We start from the raw sequence: 24,115 nt of genomic DNA on the forward strand, positions 1-24,115 counted from the left end.
CCTATTTTCGGGGATAAAATCTGTTTCACCCCGTATCCCCGATCAGTCCCTTTTCGTTCTAACAGTTGCGAGCGGCGAGAACGCTCGCGCTCAGGTTCAGGACGACGGGGGAGACGATGGGACGCATCGCCGGAGGCAGCGAGGTCACTCGCCGCGCCAGCGTGCTCCGATTCCTCCTCGGCGCCGCGCTCACCGCATTCGGCTCCCTGCTTCTAGGGGCCTTCGCGATGGCCGCATCCGCTTGGGCATCAGACGATTCCACACCATCGCAGGGCCTTGCCGCGATGACCGACCCCCTCTCCGCAGAGGTGTCCGACATGTCGCGCCTGGCCGCGCGACTGGTCCCGCAGAACCAGCAGGGACATCGGACTCCGGCGGCGCAGGGGGAGGTCTCGGGGCTGGTGTCGGGCCTGGAAGAGCCGGTGGGATCCCTGGTGGACGAGACGGACGGGGCTGTTCGCACTGCGTTGCAGGGCGATGCCGTGCCTGGCCTACTCGACTTGGATGACGAGTCCGTCGGAGACCGCACCGCTGAAGTAGTGGCACCGCTGGTGGGAAACCTGGTGAAGGGAACGGCCTCCATTGCGGACGGCCCGGCCCCCGCGGTGCCCGGTGTCTACGAGACTGTCGCGCCCTCGACCGATCCGGTCGACGTACTGGCGCGACTGGTGACCGATGGCCTGCGCCTCGACGACGGGACGACGCCCGGGAGCGTCCCCGTCGGTGCCGCAGGACAACCGAGCTTCACCTCGCTTGCAGCACAGCAGGTCTCCGATGAGGTGGCGGCGTCGCTCCAAGGAGCGGAAAGCGGCCGGCCGGCCGCCGCCGCCGAGTGCTCCGCCGAACACGAGCGGAGGGCGGACCGATCCACCGTCGAGGACGTGCGCGGCGTGCCGCGCACCTGGGCCAGACCGTGGCTGTACGACGGCCCCGGACTGCCTGACCTGAAGATCATCCCCGGTGGGGCCTCAGGCTCGACCGTTGGTATCAGCGTCGACAGCGGCCACACCGCTGTCTGCGTCTCCCCGTCCGCCGCGGGGGAAGAGGTGTCACTCTCCCGCACGGTGATCGGGGAATTGGGGCGGCCGTTGGACCGCGCCGCCGAGCTGTCCGTCGCCCCAGACTAGGGCCTCCGCGCGTCGGTGCGCGGGGAACTTGAAGTCCGCCTTCAAACTCTCCCTCCGGTTGCAGTGCATGGGGTCTCGATCCCACACCCTCCGGCGCTCCGACGCGCGGAAGCCAGTCGCACCACCCGCCTCCGAACGGGGCGGGAAAGACGATCCAAGTCGCCCGGGACCTCCGGGCGCACAACCCAGAAGGAAATCGCAACTCATGCGCAAGGTTCTCACTGTCGCCGCCGTCGCCGCCGGCGCTGCCGCTCTCTCCGCCGCCCCCGCCCTGGCGGGCAACAACTCCGGTGTCGACGCCGGGCCGGTCAGCCTGGTGAACATCGACGCCTCGAGCGCCGCCCACTGGCAGATCTGCGGCCAGAACGTGCTCGCCCAGTCCTTCGCCCAGGACTGCGACAACCGCGACCACATCGGCGAGGGCCCGCAGTCCGGCGTCAACGCCGGCGAGGTCTCGCTCGCGAACCTGGACGCCGCGTCCGCCGCCCACTGGCAGATCTGCGGCCAGAACGTCGGCGTCTCGCCGTCGCTCGACCAGATGTGCAAGAACTACGACCACATGCCGGCTTCCGCCGAGTAGCCACTGCGGTCGTCAAGACCCCGTCGGCCGGTCGTTTGGTCGGCCCGACGGTTCCAGAAAGTACTTCGAAACGGGGGAAATTCATGCGCAAGTCCACCTACGTCCTCGCCGCCGCCGCCGGCATCGCCGCGATCGGTGCCGCCGCTTCGCCGGCGCTGGCCGAGAACTCGGGCGTGACTGCCGGTCCGGTCAGCCTCGTGAACGTCGACGCCTCGAGCGCCGCGCACTGGCAGATCTGCGGCCAGAACGTGCTGACCCAGTCGTTCGGCCAGGTCTGCGACAACCGCGACCACATCGGCGAGGGGCCGCAGTCGGGCGTCACCGCCGGTGACACGTCCCTGGGCAACCTGGACATCTCGGACGCCGCCCACTGGCAGATCTGCGGCCAGAACGTCGGCGTCGCGCCGTCGCTCGACCAGCAGTGCCTGAACTACGACCACATGCCCAACACGGCGCAGTAGGTCGGTCTTCGGGGCGGGCCCGCCGGGCCCGCCCCTCCCAACTCGAAAGGAAACACACTCGATGCGCAAGACCATCGCAGCCGCGGCCTTCGCCGCCGCCGGTGTCGCCGTCCTCGGTGCGGCCGCTCCCGCCATGGCGCAGAGCTCGGGCGTCAACGCCGGGGCGGTCAGCCTCGTCAACATCGACGCTTCGGACGCGGCCCACTGGCAGATCTGCGGTCAGAACATCCTGACCCAGTCGTACGACCAGAACTGCGACAACACCGACCACATGGGCGACGGCTCGAGCTCCGGCGTGAACGCGGGCGACGTCTCCGGCGTGAACGTGGACGCCTCGGACGCGGCGCACTGGCAGATCTGCGGCCAGAACGTGCTGACCCAGTCGTACTTCCAGGACTGCGACAACCGCGACCACATCGGCGACGGTGCGGACTCCGGTGTGCAGGCGGGCGACGTGACGCTCGGCAACCTCGACGCTTCGGACGCGGCCCACTGGCAGATCTGCGGCCAGAACGTCGGCGTCTCGCCGTCGCTCGGCCAGCAGTGCCTGAACGCCGACCACATCCACGACGACGGCGACATGCCCGACAAGGGCGACGACCAGGGCGACTACTAAGTCCTTGGGCTTCCTCGGGCTTGGTCGCGCGGTAAGTAGATGAAGATGCGAAACACCACCATGGTCGCGGCCTCGGCCGTAGCCGCCGCCGCTGCGGCGGCGATCTCGGGCGGAGCCGCCTCGGCGTCCACGCCCGACTGGCTGACCGTCGCCTCCGTGGACTCTGAGCACGAGACGATGCTGCCCGCGGTGTGCGAGACCGGCGAGACCGGCGCGCTCACCGACACCGCGTGCGAGAGTCTGCTCGGCAGCGACACCGAGGGCGAGGCCGAGACGCTCGGCCAGGAGGTGCCGGAGTCCCCTGGGGGCTACGGCATGCCGTCCCTCGCGAACGTCGATCTGCGGGACTTCGCCAAGTGGCAGGTCTGCGGCATCGCCGTGGCGAGCCCGGCGGCACCGGCCGAGTGCGACAACTCGATCCCGGGCCCGAAGGAGCCGGTGGGACCCGGAAGCGGGATCTCCCTGGTGAACGCGGAGACCGCCGGAGCGTTCGATTGGTCCGTCTGCGGCATCGCCGTGGGGCAGACCGGTGAGGCGACCGACTGCTGACCAGTCGGGCCTTTCATACCCAAGCGGCCGGAGCCTGTTGGCTCCGGCCGCTCCCTTGCGTCCTTAGTAGTGCGCTTTTTTAGTACGTGACGCTCCAGCGCTGGCCCTGCGCGAGGCGCACGGCCTCGCCCCGGACGATCACCGCGGTGTCGCAGGAGGACACGAGCTCGAGCGCGGTGACCTCGCCGCCGCTCCAGGCGAGGCGCTCGATCGTGACGCCGCCGCGGGCCCGCAGGCCGCGGACCTCGCCTTCGGGCCAGGCGCTCGGCAGCGCGGGCAGCAGTTCGAGGACGGGCGCGCCGTCCTGGGTGCGGTGCGACTGGACGAGCATCTCGGCGATCGCGGCGGTGGTGCCGAAGTTCCCGTCGATCTGGAACGGCGGGTGCGCGCACAGCAGCGACGCGTAGACCCCGCCGTCGGCGTACTCGACGCCTTCGCCGCGGAAGCCCACGGGCGTCAGGAACTCCCCGAGCAGGCGGTGGGCGCGGTCGCCGTCGCCCAGGCGCGCCCACAGCGCGGTCTTCCACGCGAGGGACCAGCCGGTGCCGGCGTCGCCGCGCGCTTCGAGGCTCTTCTTCGCGGCGTCGAGGAGTTCGGGGGAGTCGGCGAACGAGTCGCCGGGGTAGACCCCGTACAGGTGGGAGACGTGCCGGTGGTGCGGCTCGGACTCCTCGTGCTCGGCGGCCCATTCGAGGAGTCGCCCGTCGGCGCCGATCTTCGGCCCGGCGAGGCTCGGCATGGCCTCCTTGATGCCCTTGACGAGCTGGAGGTCGTCGCCGTGCAGGGTCTCGGCCACGACGTCGGCGGCTTCGAGGACGAACGCGAACAGCTCGCGCACGAGCGTCGCGTCCATCCCGGTGGACTCGTCGACCGCCGAGTTCCCCTGGGGGGTCACGAATTCGTTCTCGGGGCTGGTGGCGGGGCTCGTGACGAGCGTGCCTTCCCTGCCCTCCGAGAGGCGGTCGAATGCGAACCGGGCCGCGCCGAGGACGACCGGCAGGCGGTCGGCCAGGAACTCCTCGTCGCGGGAGAAACGCCAGCGCTCGGCGATGTGCATGGAGAGCCACAGGCCGGCCATGGGCCAGTTCTGCCAGCACGCCCGGTGCTGCACCGGCGTGGTGAGGCGCCAGTAGTCGGTGTTGTGGTGGCAGCACCAGCCGCCCGCGTCGTAGAGGCGGCGCGCGGTCTCGACGCCGGTGCGTGCGAGGTCGCCGACGAGGTCGAACAGGGGCTCGTGGAACTCCGGCAGCGCGCAGGTCTCGGCGGGCCAGTAGTTCATCTCCACGTTGATGTTCGTGGTGTAGTCGCAGTTCCACGGCGGGGTGACGTGGTGGTTCCAGATGCCCTGCAGGTTCGCGGGCTGGGTGCCGGGCCGCGAGGAGCCGATGAGGAGGTAGCGGCCGAACTGGAAGGCGAGCACGGCGAGGTCCTCGTCCTGGCCGCCGGCGGCGCGGCGGTGCAGGCGCTCGGCCGTGGTCGCATTGTCCGCAGCAGTGTCCACAGGGGCCTGTGGACGGAGGTCGAGGGCGACGCGGTCCATGACCTCGCGGTGCGCGGTGACGTGCGTGTCGAGGAGGGTCTGCCAGCCGTCGGCGGCGGCCCGCTCGGCTTCGGCGCGGGCGGCCTCGAGTGCCGCCTGCTCGTCGAAGTCGGAGCGGAGGGCGACGTAGACCTCGATCTCGCGGCACCCGGTGAAGCGGTGGCCGCCGTCGATCTCGGTGACTTCGCCGTCGGTGCGGAGCCGCGTGCTGAGTCCGAGGCGCCGCACGCCTTCGGCTGACGAGTAGTCGGCGACGCCGCCCGCGACGCTGATGGGCGCGAACCCGGTGAACTCGAATCCCGTTGCGCTGGAAGCGGATTCGCCGCCCTCGTGGGGCCATTCGAAGCGGAGGTCGAGATCGAAGGGGTCGTCGGCGGTCCACCGCAGGGCGATGACCTGGTACGCGGCGGAGGCGAAGGCCTGGTGGGCGACGCGGCCGCGCACGATCGCGGCGACGCCGTCGCGCAGGTCGAGTTCGCGCCGTTCCCCTGCCGCAGGGTTTTCAGAGGCGCTGCCGGTGTGCGTCGCGACGAACGCGCCGGCGGGCTGGTACGCGTCGCACTCCTTGCCGGTCATGCCGGTCACGAGCTGGTCGGCGGCGAAGTAGTCGCCGCGGCGGACCGCTTCGGCGGCCTGGGCGGCGAGACCTTCGGCGCCTTCGGGAACACTCCAGGATCCGTCGCCCGCCCAGAAGCCGTCCTCGTTGAGTTCGATGCGCGGGCCCCACAGCATCGCGCCGATGCGGCCCTCCCCGATGGGAAGGCCCTCGTGCCAGGCGCCGGGGGCGGTGTCGTAGGTGAGCTTCAATGCTGCAGACATACGTAGATCCTATAGGATCTACGATCTCCGGGGCAGGCTCGACCCTTCGTTACCGTATCGAGCTGCAACCCCGCCCACTCCGGCCGCGTGATGAGAATGCCCATCATGAATCCGGCACATTCTCTTCCTGGCAGATGAAAAAGAGAGCAACCCAGTGGAACTCAAGCACTCCCTCAAGCAGGCCGGTCGCTTCGGCCTCTCCGCCGCGGCGGGCCTCGTCGGCTCGCTCGCCCTCGCCTCGGCCGCGCAGGCCGCGATCGTCACGATCCCCATCAACCCCGGCAATGTGCCCACGACCGCCGAGGACTTCCAGAACTCCTGCGACAACCTCCCTGACGGCCAGGGAGTCGGCGTCGACGGCTGGGTCTTCGTCCTCCCGGCCGCCGCGGGCGCCGAAGGCAACTTCATCTCGGTCACCGCGACCTTCGAGGACGCCGAGGGCGTCGAGCACGTCCTCAGCACCGACGGCGACGGCGGCATCGTCTCCGGCTCGGGCGACAACAAGGCGTACATCACCGCGCCGCTCGGCTGGACCCTGGTGGACGCCGAAGCCGACGTCGAGGACCCGGACGAAGGCGCCCAGTTCAACCTGACCCACACCTGCCCGGGCACCCCGGGCGAGGAGGAGTCCAGCCCGGTCGAGCAGCCGTCCTCGCCCGGCGAGGAGACCACGTCCCCGGGTTCGGAGACCCCCGGTGAGAGCGGCACCCCCGGCGAGGAGTCGACCTCCCCGGCCGGCTCGTCCCTGCCCACCACCGGCGCCCCGCTGACGATCGCCCTCGTCTCGGCCGCCGCGCTCGCCGCCGCCGGCGCCGCGGCGTTCATGTACCTGCGCCGCCGCCGCGAGGCCCAGGACTGGTAGTCCGCCAACGCGATCCGGGACCCACGGCCCGGACCGCACCCCCTCGATGAGACGACGCCCCCGGGTCCCGACCCCGGGGGCGTCGTCGTGTTCGCCCCCCTTTGATACATCTCCGCAGGTCAACCGTTCGGCCGAGCCCGCAGTCATCCGAAAGAGACGCAACTTGCCCGCACTCGGCCGCGTGAAAGGAGTGCCCATCCTCGAATACGGCTGCGCCGTAGACGAAACGGTCGAAACCGGCGCGTTCGACCGCTCTGACCACTCCCCGATCACGGAGACGACCCTGTGAAACTCACACGCCGCCACAAGACCCTCGCCGCCGCGGCCGGCGCGGGTCTGGCGGGATCCATCGCGCTCGCGTTCGCCCTTCCCGCCCTCGCGGCGGACTACAAGACGATCCCGATCAACCCGGGCAACGTGCCGACCACGGCGGAGCAGTTCTCGACCCACAGCTGCGACCAGATCCCGGGCGACACGGCGGACTGGCTCGACGGCTGGGTGTTCGTGCTGCCGTCTTCGGTTCCGGCCGAAGGCAACTTCAAGTACATCGAAGCGGTCTTCACCGACGAGGACGGCAACGTCCTGCGCTACAACACCGACGACGACGGCGGGATCGTCAGCGGCAGCGGCGACAACAAGGCGTACATCGTGACGCCCGCTGGGCTGACCCTCATCGACGCCGACGCCCAGGTGGACCTCGACGAGGTGAAGGACAAGTACAAGTTCAACCTGACCCACGCCTGCCCGGCGACCGAGGACGAACCGGGGGAGGAGACGACGACCCCGGCCGAGGAGCCTTCCAGCCCTGGGGAGGAGACCACCACCCCGGCTGAGGAACCGTCCAGTCCTGGTGAGGAGACGACGACTCCGGCTGAGGAGCCGTCGAGTCCCGGCGAAGAGACCACCACCCCGGTCGAGGAGCCTTCCAGCCCTGGGGAAGAGACCACGACTCCCGTCGAGGAGCCGTCCAGTCCGGGGCAGGAGACCACCACCCCGGCGGAGGAGCCGTCGAGCCCCGGCGAGGAGACCACCACCCCGGTCGAAGAACCTTCCAGCCCGGTCGAGGAGACCACGTCGCCTGCCGAAGAGCCGTCGAGCCCCGATGAGGAGACCACCTCCCCGGCCGAGGAGCCCTCCAGCCCTGACGAGGAGACCACCACTCCGGGCGAGGCGACCACCAGCCCCGGCGAGCAGTCCTCCAGCCCGGCAGCGTCGACCTCGACGCCGCACCAGCCCTCGACCACGCCGGTAGCCTCGCTGCCGACCACGGGCTCCCCGCTCATCTGGGTCCTCGCCGCGGCCGGCGCGCTCCTGGTGGTCGGCGCCGTGATCCTCGTCTTCATGAGCCGTCGCAGCAGCACTGAAGAGGCGTAGCGGCCGTTACCGAACTGTTATGCAACCGGTCGTGTCGCCGCCGCGTTTAGCAGTTGTCTCAAGGCAGGAAGCCCGATTCGTCGGGTAGAGGCACTTCGACTACCGCCCGCTGCTTGACGGTGCGGTCCTTGTCGAGCCCCCGGAATCCTGCCACCGGGGGCTCGACCCTAAGTCGACGCCCCGGAGCCGTCCCCCCCTTGGCTCCGGGGCGTCGCTTGTTTTCCTCGTCATATCGGGCGCGTAAAACTCACATTCGCGGGGCCCGAACACTTTCTTCACCGCGCCGGACCCGGTACATTACCGGCAGGTTCAGTACCTGCCCCGTTACCCTGTTTCCCGAGGTGCCCGCTGCCCGGCATCGCACCGCGCCCGCACAGGAGTGCCCGTCACATGGCAACCGACGCCACAGAAGAGAAGAAGGACGCGCCGCAGCCCGGCAGCGTCGACAAGTTCTTCGGGATGACCGAGAACAAGACCAACTGGAAGCGCGAGGTCCTCGCCGGGACCACGACCTTCCTCGCGATGGCGTACATCCTCGCCGTCAACCCCGGCATCCTCAGCTTCGCGCTGACCGCCGAAGGCTTCGACGCCCCCAACCCGGGCGCGGTCTTCACCGCGACCGCGCTGGCCTCCGCGCTCGGCTGCCTGGTCATGGGCCTGTGGGCCCGCTACCCGATCGCCACGGCGCCCGGCATGGGCCTGAACGCGTTCTTCGCGTTCACCGTGGTGATGACGCTCGGCATCCCGTGGCAGACCGCGCTGACCGGCACGCTCGTCTCGGGCGTGCTGTTCTTCATCCTCGCCGTCACCGGTGCGCGCGAGGCGATCGTGAACGCGATCCCGACGCAGCTCAAGCTCGCCGTCGGCGCGGGCATCGGCCTGTTCATCGCCTTCATCGGCCTGAAGGGCGGCGGCGTGGTCGCCGCCGACCCGGCGACGTTCGTGACCATCGGGGACTTCTCCGACGGCACGGTCCGCCTCACCGTCTTCGGACTCCTCGTCACCGCCGTGTTCATGGTCCTGGGCTGGAAGGGCGGCGTCTTCTACGGGATGCTCGCCACGCTGGTCGCGGGTGTCCTCACCGGCGTCATCGACTTCAAGCTCGCGGACGGCTTCACGCCGAACCTCGACTCGTTCGGCGCGGCCTTCACCGGCTTCGAGGACGCGTTCACGGTGCACATGATCGCGGTCATCCTGACCATGCTGTTCGTGGACTTCTTCGACACCGCCGGCACGCTGTTCGCCGTCGCGGGCCAGGCCGGCCTCGTCAAGGAGGACGGCAAGCTGCCGCGCGCGGGCCGCGCCCTCGCCACCGACTCGATCGCGACCTCGGCCGGCGCGGTGCTCGGCACCTCGACGACCACGGCGTACATCGAGTCCACGGCGGGCGTCTCGGTCGGCGGCCGCACCGGCCTCACGGCCGTGACCACGGGCTTCTGGTTCCTCGTGTCGCTCGTGGCGTTCCCGGTGTTCGGCCTGTTCGCGAACAACCCGGCGGTCACCGCGCCCGCGCTGATCGTCGTGGGCGTGCTCATGGCGAAGGCGCTCGGCCAGATCGAATGGGTCAAGCTCGAGTACGCGATCCCGGCGTTCCTCATCGTGGCCGTGATGCCGCTGACCTACTCGATCTCGAACGGCATCGCGCTGGGCCTCGTGTTCTTCCCGATCATGATGGCCGCCAAGGGCCGCTGGAGGGAAGTGCACCCGATCGCGTGGGTCCTCATGCTCGCCTCGATCGGATACTTCTTCTTCTTGACCGAGTAGTACCGCCTCACTGAGTAAGCAGGACAGGCGAAAAGGGCCCGGGGGAAACCCCGGGCCCTTGCTCGTCCGGCTACGCCGCGCGGCGCAGCGCCTCCTTCAGCTTCAGGCGCGAACCCGTGTACAGCACGCTGCGCTTGTAGAGCTGCGCGCCGAGCGCGAGCGCCCCGGCCGCGGCGACGACGAGGAGTCCGATGGCGAGGGCGATCTGCCAGGCCGGGACGTCGGCGACGGCCATGCGGGTGGGCATGGCGATGGCCGAGAACGGCGGCACGATCGAGAGCACCTTCGCGAAGGTGCTCGTGGGCGCGTTGAGCAGGAAGATCGCGCCGAGGTAGCTCAAGGTGAGCGACATGATGAGCGGGGTCAGGACCGACCCGGCCTCCTCCTGGCGGGAGACGAGCGAGCCGACGCCGCCCGCGAGCGTCCCGAAGAGGACGAGCGCGATGAGCCACCAGCCGATCGTGGAGACCGCCGCGGAGGCGGTGCCCGGCGGCAGGTCGCCGAGCATGCCGGTGGCGGCGGTGACGCCGAGACCGACGGCGACCATCGCGACGAGGTTGACCAGGGAGATCACGCCGAGGCCGATGACCTTGCCGCCCAAGAGCTGCCAGGGCTTGAGGCTGGTCAGCAGGATCTCGACGATGCGGCTGGACTTCTCCTCGACGACGCCCATGGCGATGTACTGGACCGGGGTCATGAGCATCATGAACATGATGATGGAGATGATCAGGCCGGTGAAGTAGTCGAGCGGGCCGCTGGCGCCGCCGGACTCGAGGGTCACGAACTCGAGCGGCTGCACGGTGAGGGCCCCGGCGATCTCCTGGTCGCTGAGGCCGGCGTTCGCGAGGTTCGTCTGGACGCTCGCGGCCTGCCAGGCGCTGTCGATCTGCGTCTCGACATCGTTGGCGACGCCGTCGCGGCTGTAGAGCGCGCCGTCGGCCACGGCCGCCTCGACGTCCTCGTCCGCGACGGCCTTCTCGGCGTCCGCGGCGGAGTCGTAGACCGTGATGTCGAAGCCGCCCATGGCTTCGAGCTGGGCCTGCATCGCGGGCGCGGTCGCTCCGGTGAGGCCGATCTTCGCGTCCTCATCGTCGCCGCCGCCGATGATGGTCGGCAGCGCCGCGAGCACGCCGACGATGACGACGGTGACGATGAGGCTGATGATGTTCGACTTCGCGAGGCCGCGCACGCGGATCTCGCGTCCGGCCACCAGCATGAGGCCCCGCAGTCGGGAGGTCTCGGGGATCTGGGCGCTCATCGGGTCACGGCCTCTCGGAAGATCTCGGCGATGGTGGGCTGGTCGTACGCGAAGTGGGTGACGCGCCCGGCCGCGGCGGCGATACGCAGCACCTCCTGGTCGTCGGCGTCCTCCACGAGGTAGTCGTCCCCGTCACGGGTCACGGTGCCGGGGAACGCGCCGGTGAGGTCCTGGGCGGTCTGGACGCACACGCGCAACTGCTTGACCTCCTTGGCCTTCAGCTCCTCCACCGATCCGGCGGCGATGATCTTCCCGTTGCCGATGATGACGACGGAGTCGCAGAGCCGTTCGATGAGGTCGAGCTGGTGGCTGGAGAAGATGACGGGCGCGCCGTCCGCGGCGCGGTCCTTGAGGGCGGTGCCCATGACGTCCACGGCGATCGGGTCGAGGCCCGAGAAGGGCTCGTCGAGGATGAGCGCCTCGGGGTCGTGCACGAGCGAGACGGCGAGCTGGACGCGCTGCTGGTTGCCGAGGGAGAGGTCCTGCACGAAGTCGCCGGCGCGCTCGGTCAGGTTCAACTGCTCGAGCAGGGCGGCGGCCGAGCGCCTGGCCTCGGCGCGGCTCATGCCGTGCAGCTCACCGAAGTACGCGATCTGCTCGGCGGTCTTCATCTTCGGGTACAGCCCTCGTTCCGAAGGCATGTAACCGAAGCGGCGGCGCGCGGCGACGTCGAGCGGGGCGCCGTCGTAGACGATCCGGCCGCTGTCCGCGGCGAGGACGCCCATCGCGATGCGCATGGTGGTGGTCTTGCCGGCGCCGTTCGCGCCGACGAACCCGACCACTTCGCCGGGGGCGGCGGTGAGCGAGACACCGTCGAGCGCGACGGTGTCGCCGAACCGCTTGTGCAGGTCCTTGATTTCGAGCATGTCCTCACCCTAGGACGCGGATCGGGCCGGATCCTCCGCCTTGAGGCGGATTCCGGCCCGGCCGCGTTCATTCGCGAGGAGTAATCAGGTCGGCCTGCGGGAGTTTCCGGAACGCCTTGAGGGTGAACAGCCCGACCAGCAGCGCCGTGACCGCGAGCAGCAGCAGCCCGATCGTGTAGTCGCCGTTCGCCTGGTAGTTCGCGCCCATGATGAGCGGCGGGAAGTACCCGCCGAGGCCGCCCGCCGCGCCCACGATCCCCGTGACGCCGCCGACGCGGGCCGGGTCGACGAGCTCGGCCACCAGCGCGAACACGCCGCCGGTGCCGAGGCCGAGGAACAGCGCCATGAGGACGAACGAGGCCCCGGCCGGGATCTCCAGGGGCGGTTCGAAGGAGAGGACCACGGCCATGATCGCGGCCCCGAAGAAGGAGGTGAGGCAGACCTTGAGCGGCCCGACCTTGTCCGAGAGGATCCCGCCGGCCGGGCGGGCGACGACCGCGGCGAGGCTGAACCCGGCCGTGCGCAGGCCCGCGTCGGTCTGCGCGAGGCCGTACGCGGACACCAGCATCGTCGGCAGGTAGGTCGAGAACGCGACGAACCCGCCGAACGCGATGGCGTACAGCAGCGACATCTGCCAGGTGACCTTGAGCCTCATGACGGCCTTGAGGCGCGGCAGTGCCGGCTCGGTCGAGGGCCGCCACTGCGGGGCGTTGCGCGCGGACGCCCACACGATCACGCCCATGACGGCGAGCGCGGCGCACATGACGAGGTGGGTGGCCAAGAGCCCCATGCCGTCCACGAGCCGCGGCGTGAGGAACGCCGAGAGCGCGGTGCCGCCCATGCCCGCGCCGAAGATCCCGGTCGCGAACCCGCGCTTCGCGGGCGGGTACCAGGCGTTCACGAACGGGATGCCGACCGCGAACGACGTGCCCGCGATGCCGAGCAGGAACCCCGAGACCAGCAGGGCCGCATACGAATTGCCGGAGAGGCCCACGAGCAGCACGGGCACGATCGAGACGAAGCACGCGGCGGTGAGCATGACCCGCCCGCCGAACCGGTCGGTGAGGATGCCCGCCGGGATGCGCCCGACCGCGCCCACGAGCACCGGGAACGCGACGAGGACCGAGAGCTGCGTCGGGTCGAGGTCGAGCCGGTCGGCGTAGGTCTTCGAGAGCGGGCCGATGAGGTTCCACGCCCAGAACGTCAGCGCGAACGCGGCGGTCGCGAGCGCGAGGTTCTGGCCGGCCCCCCGCTGCACGGCCGCCCTCGCGGCGGTGGTCGATCCGGTGCTCATCTGCGGCCTCCTCGAGGGAACGGGTACATGCGCCACTCTCGCAAGGTTCGCGGCGGCGCGGAACGGCTCCTGGTCCCGCGGACAGTATGCCGATTAGTCCTCTTTGAAGGGACCAAAGACCCTAATCTGGGCAGCGGGCGCCTGCTTCCATACAGGAGTCACCGCACGCCGTCCGAAGGGAGCCTGCCGCATGCCGCACACCGACGAGGCCGCCCCCGCCGCCGCCGACCTCCTCCTGCGGACCGGCCTCTTCCTCACCCGCTCCGAATCCACAGAGGACAAGCGCGTCGTGTTCAAGCAGGGCGGCCGCGAAGGCGACGTGTTCTACCGCGACCGCTGGAGCCACGACAAGGTCGTGCGCTCCACCCACGGCGTCAACTGCACCGGCTCCTGCTCGTGGAACGTGTACGTCAAGGACGGCATCATCACCTGGGAGACCCAGGCGACCGACTACCCCTCCGTCGGCCCCGACCGCCCCGAGTACGAGCCGCGCGGCTGCCCCCGCGGCGCCGCGTTCTCCTGGTACACCTACTCGCCGACCCGCGTGCGCTACCCGTACGGGCGCGGCGTCCTCATCGAGATGTACCGCGAAGCCAAAGCGCGCCTTGGCGATCCGGTCGCCGCCTGGGCCGAGGTCACGACCGACCCGGACAAGCGCCGCCGCTACCAGTCCGCGCGCGGCAAGGGCGGCCTCGTGCGCATCACCTGGGACGAGGCGGTCGAGATCGCCGCCGCCGCCCACGTGCACACCATCGGCGCGTACGGCCCCGACCGCATCGCCGGCTTCAGCCCGATCCCCGCGATGTCGCAGGTCTCGCACGGCGTGGGCGCCCGCTTCGTGAACCTCCTCGGCGGCTCGATGCTCTCCTTCTACGACTGGTACGCCGACCTCCCCGTCGCGTCCCCGCAGGTCTTCGGCGACCAGACCGACGTGCCCGAGTCGGGGGACTGGTGGGACGCCGCGTACCTCATGCTCTGGGGCTCGAACGTGCCCGTCACCCGCACCCCGGACGCGCACTGGATGGCCGAGGCCCGCTACCGGGGCCAGAAGGTCGTCACGGTCGCCCCCGACTACAACGACGCCGCGAAGTTCGCGGACGAATGGCTCGCCCCGCACCCGGGCACCGACGGCGCGCTGGCGATGGCGATGGGCCATGTGATCCTCAAGGAGCACTTCGTGGACCGGCGCACGGAGGCCTTCGACGCATACGTGCGCAAGTACACCGACCTGCCGTTCCTGGTCGAACTCATCGAGCGCGAAGGCGGTCTGGTGCCGGGCAAGTTCCTGCGCCGAGACGCCCTGCCCGGCGAGGAGCCGTACGCCGAATGGAAGCCGGTCTTCATCGACGCGCGCACTGATGAGCCCCGCGCCCCGCACGGCACCCTCGGCCACCGGTGGGACGAGGAGCACTCGGGCAACTGGAACCTCGACCTGGAAGGCGCCGAGCCGCTGCTCAGCTTCCACGCCGAGGGCTGCGAGACCGAGGCGATCGCGTTGCCGCGCTTCGACGGCGACGGGGACGCGATGGTTCGAGGCGTCCCGGTCCGGCGAGTCGAAGGCCGCCTGGTCACCACCGTCTTCGACCTGCTCCTGGCCCAGTACGGCGTGGCCCGCCCCGGCCTCCCGGGGCAGTGGCCCGGCGGCTACGACGACGCCTCGCAGCCGTGCACGCCCGCCTGGTCGGAGTCGATCACCTCCGTGAGGGCCGACCGGACCATCCGCATCGCCCGCGAGCTCGCCGCCACCGCAAGGGATTCGGGCGGACGCGCGATGATCGTGCTCGGCGCGGGCACGAACCAGTGGTTCCACGGCGACACCATGTACCGCGCGTTCCTCACCCTCCTGCTCCTCACCGGCTGCCAGGGCAGGAACGGCGGCGGCTGGGCCCACTACGTCGGCCAGGAGAAATGCCGCACCCAGACCGGTTGGGCCGCATACGCATCGGCGATGGACTGGACCCGCCCCGCCCGCTTCATGGCCGCGACCCCGTACTGGTACCTGCACACCGACCAGTGGCGGTACGACACCTACAAGGCCGACGCGCTCACTGCCGCCACGGGCCCCGGCACGATCGGGGCCACCCACACCGCCGACCTCATCGCCGCCTCCGCGCGTATGGGCTGGATGCCGTCCTACCCCACGTTCAACCGCAACCCGCTGCTCCTCGCGCAGGAAGCCCGCGAGGCCGGGCTCGAACCGGCCGCGTACATCGCCCGCGAACTCGCCACCGGCGACCTCCGCTTCGCCTGCGAGGACCCGGACGCGCCCGAGAACTGGCCGCGCGTCCTCACCGTCTGGCGCGCGAACCTGTTCGGCTCCAGCGCGAAAGGCGACGAGTACTTCCTCAAGCACCTGCTCGGCACCCAGAACTCCGTGCAAGGCGAGCAGGCCGGCCCGGCCGACCGCCCGGCGGACGTCGTGTGGCACGGCCGAGCGCCCCAAGGGAAACTCGACCTCCTCCTCTCCCTCGACTTCCGCATGACCTCGACGACCCTGCTCTCCGACATCGTGCTCCCGGCCGCCACCTGGTACGAGAAGCACGACCTGTCCACAACGGACATGCATCCGTTCGTGCACGCCTTCTCGCCCGCCATCGACCCGCCCTGGCAGGCCCGCACCGACTTCGAGGCGTTCCACGCCCTCGCCCGCCGCTTCTCCGAGCTCGCCGCCGAGCACCTCGGCACCGCCACCGACCTCGTCGCCGCGCCCCACCAGCACGACACCCCGGGCGAACTCGCCCAGCCCGGCGGCATCGCCCCGGACTGGAAGGCCGCCGGCGTGCCGCCCGTCCCGGGCAAGACCGCGCCCGCGATCATCGCCGTCGAACGCGACTACCCCGCCGTGGCCGCCAAAATGCGGGCGCTCGGCCCGCTCGCCGAGACCAAAGGCCTTCCCGTCAAAGGCGTCTCGTTCACCCCCGACGTCGAGATCGGCTGGCTCGCCCAGCGCAACGGCACCTCCACCGAGGCCCCCGCCACGGGCCGCCCGCTCATCGACACCGACGTCAAAGCCTGCGAGATGATCCTCGCCCTCTCCGGCACCAGCAACGGACGCCTTGCCGCCCAAGGCTTCCAGCGCCTCGCCGCCCGCGTCGGCACCGACTTCGACGAGCTGATACACGGCTCCGCCGAACGCCGCGTCGTCTTCTCCGACACTCAGCACGGCCCCACGCCCGTCGGCGCGAGCCCCGAATGGTCTGGCAAGGAGGCGCACGACCGCCGCTACTCGCCCTTCACCATCAACCTCGAACACGACAAACCCTGGCACACCCTCACCGGCCGCATGCATTTCTATCTCGACCACGACTGGATGCACGAGTTCGGCGAAGCCCTCCCCGTCTACCGCCCGCCGCTCAACATGCACCAGTTGTTCGGCGAACCCGAGGTCGGCCCGACTGGCGAGAAGGCCGTCGCCGTCCGCTACCTCACCCCGCACTCCAAGTGGTCCATCCACTCCGAGTACCAGGACAACCTGCTCATGCTCACCCTCTCCCGCGGCGGCCCCAACATCTGGATGAGCCCGCAGGACGCGGAAGCCATCGGCGCCAAGGACAACGACTGGGTCGAAGCCGTCAACCGCAACGGCGTCGTCGCCGCCCGCCTCGTCGTCTCCCATCGCATGCCGCAAGGGACGGTGTACATGTACCACGCGCAGGAACGCGTAGTGGACGTCCCCAAAACGGAGACGACCGGCAAGCGCGGAGGCATCCACAACTCCCTCACGCGCCTCCTCGTCAAGCCCACCCACCTCATCGGCGGGTACGCGCAGTTCTCTTACGCGTTCAACTACATCGGCCCCACCGGCAACCAGCGCGACGAAGTCACCGTCGTCCGCAAGCGCACCACGGAGGTCCAGTACTGATGGCGCAGCGCATCGGCAAGGTCATGGCCCAGGTCGCCATGGTCATGAACCTCGACAAGTGCATCGGCTGCCACACCTGCTCCGTCACCTGCAAGCAGGCCTGGACCAACCGCGGCGGCGTCGAGTACGTCTGGTTCAACAACGTCGAGACCCGCCCCGGCCAGGGCTACCCCCGCCAGCACGAGGACCAGGACCGCTGGCAGGGCGGCTGGAAGCGCACGGCCGCAGGCCGACTCAAGCCCCGCGCGGGCGGGCGCCTCAAGAGGCTCGCCACCATCTTCGCCAACCCCAAGATGCCGTCCATACAGGACTACTACGAGCCCTGGACGTACGACTACGAGCACCTCGTCTCCGCGCCGCTCGGCGACGACATCCCCGGCGCCCGGCCCCGCTCGCTCATCACCGGCGACCCCATGCAGATCGAGTGGTCCGCGAACTGGGACGACGACCTCGCCGGCGGCGAAGAGCTCGGCTCCCAGGACCCGATCGTCAAGAAGATCGGCGACAAGGTCAAGTTCGAGTACGAGCAGAGCTTCATGTTCTACCTGCCCCGCATCTGCGAGCACTGCCTCAACCCGAGTTGCGTCGCCTCCTGCCCCTCCGGCGCCATGTACAAGCGGGCCGAGGACGGCATCGTCCTCGTGGACCAGGACAAGTGCCGCGGCTGGCGCATGTGCGTCACCGGCTGCCCCTACAAGAAGGTCTACTTCAACCACAAGACCGGCAAGGCCGAGAAGTGCACCCTCTGCTACCCGCGCGTCGAGGTCGGCATGCCCACCGTCTGCTCCGAGACCTGCGTCGGGCGCCTCCGCTACCTCGGCGTCATCCTGTACGACGTCGAACGCGTCGGCAAGGCCGCCGCGGTCAAGGACGAACGCGACCTCTACGAAGCCCAGCTCGACGTCTTCCTCGACCCCGACGACCCCGACGTCCAGGCCGCCGCCCTCCGCGACGGCATCCCCCAGCGCTGGATCGAATCCGCCCAGCGCTCCCCGATCCACATGCTCGCCAAGCGATTCCGCGTCGCCCTCCCACTCCACCCGGAGTACCGCACGATGCCGATGGTCTGGTACATCCCGCCGCTCTCGCCCGTGGTCGACGCCCTCAGCGAGACCGGGCACGACGGCGAGGACGCCGACAACCTCTTCGCCGCCGTCGACACCCTCCGCATCCCGATCGAATACCTCGCCGAACTCTTCACCGCGGGTGACACCGAACCCGTGAAGGCCGTGCTCAACCGCCTCGCCGCCATGCGCGCCCACATGCGCCGCCTCAACCTCGGCGACACCCCGGACGAGACGATCGCCGAGGCGGTCGGCTTGACCGGCAGGGACATCGAGCAGATGTACCGCCTCCTCGCCCTCGCCAAATACGACGACCGGTACGTCATCCCCACCGCCTACGGCGTCGACGAGGCCGACCGCGGCGTCATCGACGAAATAGGCTGCTCCCTCGACTTCGAGGGCGGCCCCGGCATGGGCGGCCCCTTCGGCGAGGCCTCCGGTACACCGCAACCCGCCAGCGTCGAGACGTTCCACGCCCTCCGCGACCGCCAGACCAGCGACGACGCCGCCGGCGCCGCCCGCCGCTTCAACCTCCTCAACTGGGACGGCAACGGCAGACCGCCGGGGTTGTTCCCGGCACGGGACCAGAAGCACAGCTCGGCACGGGACCAGAAGCACAGCTCGGCACGGGACCAGAAGCACAGCCCCGAACGCGACCAGCAGGTCCGGAACGAGGAGGCGAAATGAACGATCAGGCCGTGCTCCGCCGATCAGTGATGTGCCAAGCCGCCGCGATGCTCCTCTGCTACCCGGACGGCACGCTCCACCAGCGCCTCCCTCTGATCGAAAACGCACTGGCGGAACAGGAGAGCGCGCCCGCCCAGGCCCTCCGCTCCTTCTGCGACCACGTCCGACGCACCACCGAACTCGACCTCGGCGCCGACTACGTCCGCACCTTCGACCTGAAGCGCCGCAGGGCACTCCACCTCACCTACTACACCGACGGCGACACACGACGACGCGGCCACGCGCTGGCCCGGATCAAGGAGATCTATGCGGCCTGCGGATGGCGCCTCGACCCCGGCGAACTCCCCGACCACCTCGCGGTGGTCCTCGAATTCACGGCCAGAGGCGATGCCGCCCAAGGCATGCGGCTCCTCGCCGCCTTCCAGCCCGGCATCGAATTGCTCCGCGCCGCCCTCCACGACTGCCGCAGCGCGTACGCCCCTGTCCTGGACGCCGTGGCCGCAACCCTCCCGCCCTCCGACGAAGCCCGCCGCGAAGCCACGAGAATGGCCGCCGCCGGACCCCCGGCCGAGGACGTAGGACTCGACCCCTACGGCAGCCGGTCCGCGGTCCCGCTCGGCATGCCGGTTGCGATGGGAGCCGAGCGATGACCCCGACGACCCTCGACTACCTGCTCTGGGGTGCACTGCCTTACGTCGTGCTCGCGATCCTCATCGGCGGCACGATCTGGCGCTACCGCTACGACCGCTTCGGCTGGACCACCCGGTCCTCGCAGCTCTACGAGTCCCGGCTCCTGCGCATCGCCAGCCCGGTGTTCCACTTCGGACTCCTCGTGGTCGTCATCGGCCACGTGGTCGGCCTGCTGATCCCGGAGACCTGGACCGACGCGGTCGGCATCACCGACGACATGTACCACGTGACCGCCCTTTCCCTGGGCGCCATCGCAGGCGTGACGACGCTGGGCGGCATCGCCCTCCTCATCTACCGCAGGCGCACGAACGGCCCGGTCTTCAGTGCGACGACGGTGAACGACAAGGTCATGTACCTGGTCCTGGTCGCGGCGATCCTCGCCGGCCTCACGACCACACTGCTGTCGGCGGTCGCGGGCCTGACCGGCGGCCACGAAGTCGACTACCGGGAGACCGTCTCGCCCTGGTTCCGGAGCATCTTCATCCTCCAACCCGACGTCACGGCCATGACCGCCGCTTCCGGCGCCTTCAAGCTCCACGCCCTGATCGGCCTGACCCTCTTCGCGCTCTTCCCCTTCACGAGGCTGGTCCACGCCTTCAGCGCCCCGGTCTGGTACCTCTTCCGGCCGTACGTGGTCTACCGAACCCGCGGCCGCGAACCCACCCCGGCCTCCCGCCCGATCCGCAGGGGCTGGACCTAGAAGGCCGCATTTCGGGGGGATTCCCGCGCCGAGCAGTCGCATTACACTGGGGGACTCCTTGTCTCCCAGCAGGAAGATGCCCCTCGATGCTCGACGAGGCCATGCAGCGCATCCAAGAAGCCAAGCGCACCAGGCAGACTGTGCTCGACCTCTCCGCTATGGATCTCACCGAGCTGCCCGAGGAAGTCTGCGAGATGACATGGCTCACCGGCCTCATCCTGGTGAGCAATCAGCTCTCCTCGCTCCCCGAGTCGATCGGGAACCTCACGAGATTGATCGAGCTCAGGTTGTTCGGCAATAGGCTCACGGCCCTACCCGAATCGATTGGGCGACTGCGCGCGTTGACGATCTTGGACCTCGGGTACAACCGCCTCACGGCACTGCCCGAATCCATCGGCGATCTCACCGCACTGGAGGACCTGAACCTCACCCACAACAACCTGGTCCGGCTGCCCGATACGCTCGTCGACCTCCGCGCCCTCACCGTGCTCGACCTAGGCCAGAACGACCTCGAAGCGCTGCCCGAGGCAATCGGAAACCTCACCGAGTTGGCTCTCCTCGACCTGGAAGGCAACGATCTCAGGGAGCTGCCCGAGTCGGTCGGGAGCCTGACGCTGCTGCTCGAACTGGACCTGAGCGCGAACCGGTTGACGGCGCTCCCGGAATCCGTCGGCGGACTCGCTTCGCTCTGGAGACTCGACTTCAACGGCAATCGGCTCACCGAACTGCCGGAATCGATCGGCGAGCTCCGAAAGCTGACGGAGCTCAATTGCTCGTCGAACAACCTGGGATACCTGCCCGATTCCATATGCGGCCTGGCCCACCTCATCGAACTCGATCTGGACGCGAACGATCTGAGTGCGCTGCCCGAACGGATCGGCGACCTCGGCCGCCTCACTGGTCTGGGCCTGCACAACAATCGCCTGACGGCGCTGCCGTCCTCCTTCGGCGACCTCACCGCGCTCACTGAGATCGGTCTCATCGGCAATCGGATCACGTCCCTGCCGGACTCGATCACGAGATGCACTGCCGTGGAGGAGATCCATCTCCTCGGGAACCGGCTGGAGCGATTGCCGGAGTCCATCGGCGATCTCACTGCGGTCAGGGTCTTGAGTCTCCGCGACAACGACCTCCAGTGCCTGCCGGAGTCCATCGGGAACCTCACGGCACTCGAAGACCTCGACGCCTGGGGCTGCACCCTCGATGCGCTGCCGGAGTCGATCGGAAGCCTCAGCTCCCTTGTACAACTCAACGTTGCTTTCAACCGGATCAGTGAAGTGCCGGAGTCCATCGGGAACCTCACCGCACTCACCAAACTCGACCTCAGCTTCAATCAGGTGGCCTTGCTTCCCGATTCGATCGGCGGGTTGACCGCGTTGACCGTGCTCGACCTCCGCTCCAACGAGCTGTCCTCGCTGCCGGAGTCCATCGGGAACCTCGTCGAGCTCAGGACCCTGGACGCCAACGAGAATGCGCTTTCGGCACTGCCCGAGTCGATCGGAAACCTCGACTCGCTCCGCAAGCTCAACCTGGAGAGGAACCACCTGAGTGCGCTTCCTTCCACGCTCGCCCGCCTTCCTGGGTTGACCGAACTCCCGGTCGGGGGTAACCCGTTCTCTCCCGAGGTGGCGGCCGTGAGCGACAGCGGGCATGAGGGCTTGATGACGTTCCTCAAGGAGATCGCCACCGACGGGGTCGATGTCCGCGAGGCGAAACTCGTGGTGGTCGGCGAAGGCGCAGTCGGGAAGAGCACCCTCTTGGCCGCCATGATGGGGGAGCCGTTCGAGGAGGACCGCGATTCGACTCACGGCATTGAAGTCAAGCCGCTGGTGCTCGCCGAAGGCAACAGCGAGGAATGCGTCCTCAACGCCTGGGACTTCGGCGGGCAACCCACCTATCGGCCGACTCACCAGTTGTTCTTCACCGCTCCCGCGGTGTACCTCGTCGTCTGGAAACCTCGCCACGGCCCGCGCCGGGACAACGTCGAGGAATGGATCGAGCTGATCCGCCGTCGCGCTGGCGATGAGGTGCGAGTCCATGTCGTCGCGACGCATGGAGGTCCGAAAGACCGCTTCGCGCACATCGATGAAGCTTCCCTCCGCCAGGCCCACGGCCAGGTGATCGCGGGATTCCACCAAATCGACAGCCGCACCGGCGAAGGGATCGAGGCGCTGAAGGCCGCCGTGCGAGGTACGGCCTCCAGACTTCCGCATTTCGAGCGGAAACTGCCCGGGAGCTGGCGCCGTTTCCAGGACAGCCAGCGCCGATCGCCTGAGCCCTATCTCGAGTACGGGGACTACCTCGCCCGAGCCGCCGAACACGGCCTGACGGAGACGTCGGCGCGAACGCTCGCGACCGTTGCCACCGACCTCGGCCACTGGTGCCACTACCCGAACATCCCCGGCCTCAATCAGCTCGTCGTCCTCAAGGGGGACTGGCTCAGTGCCGCAGTCAGTCTCGTCATCGACGACGCGCAGACCGTCCGCGATCACGGCCTCATCGAGCACTCGAGCCTCAAAGAGATCTGGGACGACCCGAGCAATCCGTCTCACCTGCGGGATCCCGAGAAGGTCCACCGGGTCTTGTTGCGGCTCATGGAGAAGTACGAGATCTCGTACCGGGTGAGCGGCGGCCACGGCGGCCGCCCGCCGACCAGCCTCATCGCGCAACTGGTGGACCCGAGCACGCCGCCTCTTGATAGGTGGGAGCACTACGGCCGCGGCCTGCCGGTCCAGTCGCGAATCCTGAAGTTCAGCGACGCCTCTGGGAACTTTCACCTCCCCGAGGGGCTCATCTACCGCTTGATCGTGCGACTCCACCAGTTCTCGCTGGGTCGTGAGCGGTACGAGCAGAGCCTCCACTGGACCGGGGGACTGGTCATCGATCACGGCATGCACGGTCGTGCCCTGATCAAACTCCAACGGAACCAGCTGATGGTCGCCGTCAAAGCCGTCGCCCCCGAGTATCTGCTCACCATGATCGTGGAGGAGATTCGCGCCCACGTTGGCGAGTTCTGGCAGGGGGTCAAGATCCACACCCTGGTTTCATGCGGTGGCCATTGCAACGACCCCGCCGGTTCCCGCGAGGGCCAGTGGGACCTAGAGCGCCTGTTCAACAGGAGGCTGAAGGGCAAGCACGAGATCAGCTGCGGTTCTTGCGATGAAGACGTGTCAATCCAAGAGCTTCTCAGCGGTGTCGCTGTGCCGTCGACTTCCGAAGAGCGTTTCGCGAGCGCGGTCACCGGGGCACTTGACGAGAGATTCGACCTGCAAGCCGAACGCATACGCCAAGGAGGCTTCCAGTCGGGCGGTGAGATGGGAAATGAGATGACGAGCCTGATCACCCGCGCTGAGTCCTACCTTCAAGACATGCTGAAGGGTCTGGAAGGCGAGGCAGTGCACGGCCCTCGCCTGTTCACGCTCGATCTCATGGGCAGGAACGAGGCGGACCGGCCTTCCTCGGCCGCCGCTACCTGCAAGGTGACCTTGTGGTGTGAGTACTCGCGCAAGCCGGTCTGGACCTTTGGCCCCGATCCCCTTGAAGGGATCTACGCGCTGCAGATGCCGACGGAGTGGCTGTTCACGGCCGCCTCCTGGATCAACGCAATGTCGGTGCTGCTCAACGTCGCGCTCCCGGACCGTACTGAGGGCATGTCGCCGTACGTGTCCCAGACTCCATGGCGTGCAATCGAAGAGCAGGTTCTCTATACGAGGCACGCGTTCATCGATGCCCGCCAGATCGGACGCGAAGACCTCACTTCAATCGGAGACGTGCGCCCGGACATGTTGCTCCGACAGCTCCACGCGAGTATCCGCGACAGCGGCGATCAGGGCTTGAACTTCGGTGGCCTTGTGCGCGTGCGGAACAGGGGTCGGTACCTCTGGGTGCATCCACGCTTTGAAGCCGAACTCAATCCAGGCCTCCCCGAAATGGGCAGCGGGTCGACCAGCGACGTGTAGCGCTGATCTGGATCACCGGTGCGTAGCAATGAAACTCGAGAAA

The 24,115-nt window shown here is 68.9% G+C and carries 17 protein-coding genes; 13 read left to right on the forward strand and 4 right to left on the reverse strand.

The window, feature by feature from the left end; all coding sequences use genetic code 11:
* Positions 1-116: 116 nt before the first annotated feature.
* The 5 genes from O2L01_RS19495 to O2L01_RS19515 all read left to right on the forward strand — a co-directional run bounded on the left by O2L01_RS19495 (position 117) and on the right by O2L01_RS19515 (position 3,333).
* The gene (locus O2L01_RS19495) at positions 117-1,127 is read left to right on the forward strand and encodes a hypothetical protein (RefSeq protein WP_270123688.1); all 1,011 of its coding nucleotides are present in this window, start codon (positions 117-119) and stop codon (positions 1,125-1,127) included.
* A 205-nt stretch (positions 1,128-1,332) separates the two neighbouring features.
* Positions 1,333-1,707, forward strand: coding sequence for a hypothetical protein (locus O2L01_RS19500; RefSeq protein WP_270123689.1), 375 nt, complete (start codon positions 1,333-1,335; stop codon positions 1,705-1,707).
* 83 nt (positions 1,708-1,790) lie between these two features.
* Positions 1,791-2,168: a hypothetical protein gene (locus O2L01_RS19505; protein ID WP_270123690.1), complete on the forward strand. Its 378-nt coding sequence runs from the start codon at positions 1,791-1,793 to the stop codon at positions 2,166-2,168.
* A gap of 61 nt (positions 2,169-2,229) precedes the next feature.
* Positions 2,230-2,784: a hypothetical protein gene (locus O2L01_RS19510; RefSeq protein ID WP_270123692.1), complete on the forward strand. Its 555-nt coding sequence runs from the start codon at positions 2,230-2,232 to the stop codon at positions 2,782-2,784.
* 45 nt (positions 2,785-2,829) lie between these two features.
* Complete coding sequence (locus tag O2L01_RS19515) at positions 2,830-3,333, forward strand: hypothetical protein (protein WP_270123693.1); 504 nt, start codon at positions 2,830-2,832, stop codon at positions 3,331-3,333.
* 79 nt (positions 3,334-3,412) lie between these two features.
* Here the strand turns inward: O2L01_RS19515 and O2L01_RS19520 are convergent, their stop codons facing one another.
* Entirely contained in the window at positions 3,413-5,692 is a 2,280-nt protein-coding gene (locus tag O2L01_RS19520; RefSeq protein ID WP_270123694.1) for a glycosyl hydrolase family 95 catalytic domain-containing protein, read from the reverse strand.
* A gap of 154 nt (positions 5,693-5,846) precedes the next feature.
* On the opposite strand from O2L01_RS19520, the gene O2L01_RS19525 reads away from it, so the two are divergent.
* From O2L01_RS19525 to O2L01_RS19535, 3 genes are all read left to right on the forward strand, one after another.
* Positions 5,847-6,554 (forward strand): LPXTG cell wall anchor domain-containing protein, encoded by a 708-nt coding sequence (locus O2L01_RS19525; protein WP_270123695.1) that lies wholly within the window; start codon positions 5,847-5,849, stop codon positions 6,552-6,554.
* A gap of 285 nt (positions 6,555-6,839) precedes the next feature.
* Positions 6,840-7,928 (forward strand): hypothetical protein, encoded by a 1,089-nt coding sequence (locus O2L01_RS19530; RefSeq protein WP_270123696.1) that lies wholly within the window; start codon positions 6,840-6,842, stop codon positions 7,926-7,928.
* 390 nt (positions 7,929-8,318) lie between these two features.
* Positions 8,319-9,692 carry an NCS2 family permease gene (locus O2L01_RS19535; protein ID WP_270123697.1) on the forward strand — a complete coding sequence of 458 codons (1,374 nt, stop codon included), beginning with the start codon at positions 8,319-8,321 and terminating at the stop codon, positions 9,690-9,692.
* Positions 9,693-9,762: 70 nt separating this feature from the next.
* Here the strand turns inward: O2L01_RS19535 and O2L01_RS19540 are convergent, their stop codons facing one another.
* The 3 genes from O2L01_RS19540 to O2L01_RS19550 form a co-directional block, all read right to left on the reverse strand.
* Complete coding sequence (locus tag O2L01_RS19540) at positions 9,763-10,950, reverse strand: ABC transporter permease (protein WP_270123698.1); 1,188 nt, start codon at positions 10,948-10,950, stop codon at positions 9,763-9,765.
* Positions 10,947-11,816: an ABC transporter ATP-binding protein gene (locus O2L01_RS19545; protein WP_270123699.1), complete on the reverse strand. Its 870-nt coding sequence runs from the start codon at positions 11,814-11,816 to the stop codon at positions 10,947-10,949. The genes O2L01_RS19540 and O2L01_RS19545 overlap by 4 nt, the downstream gene beginning before the upstream one ends.
* Positions 11,817-11,883: 67 nt before the next feature.
* Positions 11,884-13,110 carry a nitrate/nitrite transporter gene (locus O2L01_RS19550; RefSeq protein WP_270123700.1) on the reverse strand — a complete coding sequence of 409 codons (1,227 nt, stop codon included), beginning with the start codon at positions 13,108-13,110 and terminating at the stop codon, positions 11,884-11,886.
* A 190-nt stretch (positions 13,111-13,300) separates the two neighbouring features.
* On the opposite strand from O2L01_RS19550, the gene O2L01_RS19555 reads away from it, so the two are divergent.
* The 5 genes from O2L01_RS19555 to O2L01_RS19575 all read left to right on the forward strand — a co-directional run bounded on the left by O2L01_RS19555 (position 13,301) and on the right by O2L01_RS19575 (position 24,072).
* Positions 13,301-16,972 carry a nitrate reductase subunit alpha gene (locus O2L01_RS19555; RefSeq protein WP_270123701.1) on the forward strand — a complete coding sequence of 1,224 codons (3,672 nt, stop codon included), beginning with the start codon at positions 13,301-13,303 and terminating at the stop codon, positions 16,970-16,972.
* Entirely contained in the window at positions 16,972-18,723 is a 1,752-nt protein-coding gene (gene narH, locus O2L01_RS19560) for a nitrate reductase subunit beta (protein ID WP_270123702.1), read from the forward strand. The genes O2L01_RS19555 and narH overlap by 1 nt, the downstream gene beginning before the upstream one ends.
* Positions 18,720-19,373: a nitrate reductase molybdenum cofactor assembly chaperone gene (narJ, locus tag O2L01_RS19565; RefSeq protein WP_270123703.1), complete on the forward strand. Its 654-nt coding sequence runs from the start codon at positions 18,720-18,722 to the stop codon at positions 19,371-19,373. Before narH ends, narJ begins: the two co-directional genes overlap by 4 nt.
* Positions 19,370-20,113, forward strand: a complete 744-nt coding sequence (gene narI, locus O2L01_RS19570) for a respiratory nitrate reductase subunit gamma (protein WP_270123704.1) — start codon at positions 19,370-19,372, stop codon at positions 20,111-20,113. Before narJ ends, narI begins: the two co-directional genes overlap by 4 nt.
* Positions 20,114-20,199: 86 nt before the next feature.
* Positions 20,200-24,072 carry a leucine-rich repeat domain-containing protein gene (locus O2L01_RS19575; RefSeq protein WP_270123706.1) on the forward strand — a complete coding sequence of 1,291 codons (3,873 nt, stop codon included), beginning with the start codon at positions 20,200-20,202 and terminating at the stop codon, positions 24,070-24,072.
* The last annotated feature ends 43 nt before the right edge of the window (positions 24,073-24,115 follow it).

The organism is Glycomyces lechevalierae (assembly GCF_027622945.1).
GTDB classification, from domain to species: domain Bacteria; phylum Actinomycetota; class Actinomycetes; order Mycobacteriales; family Micromonosporaceae; genus Glycomyces; species Glycomyces rutgersensis.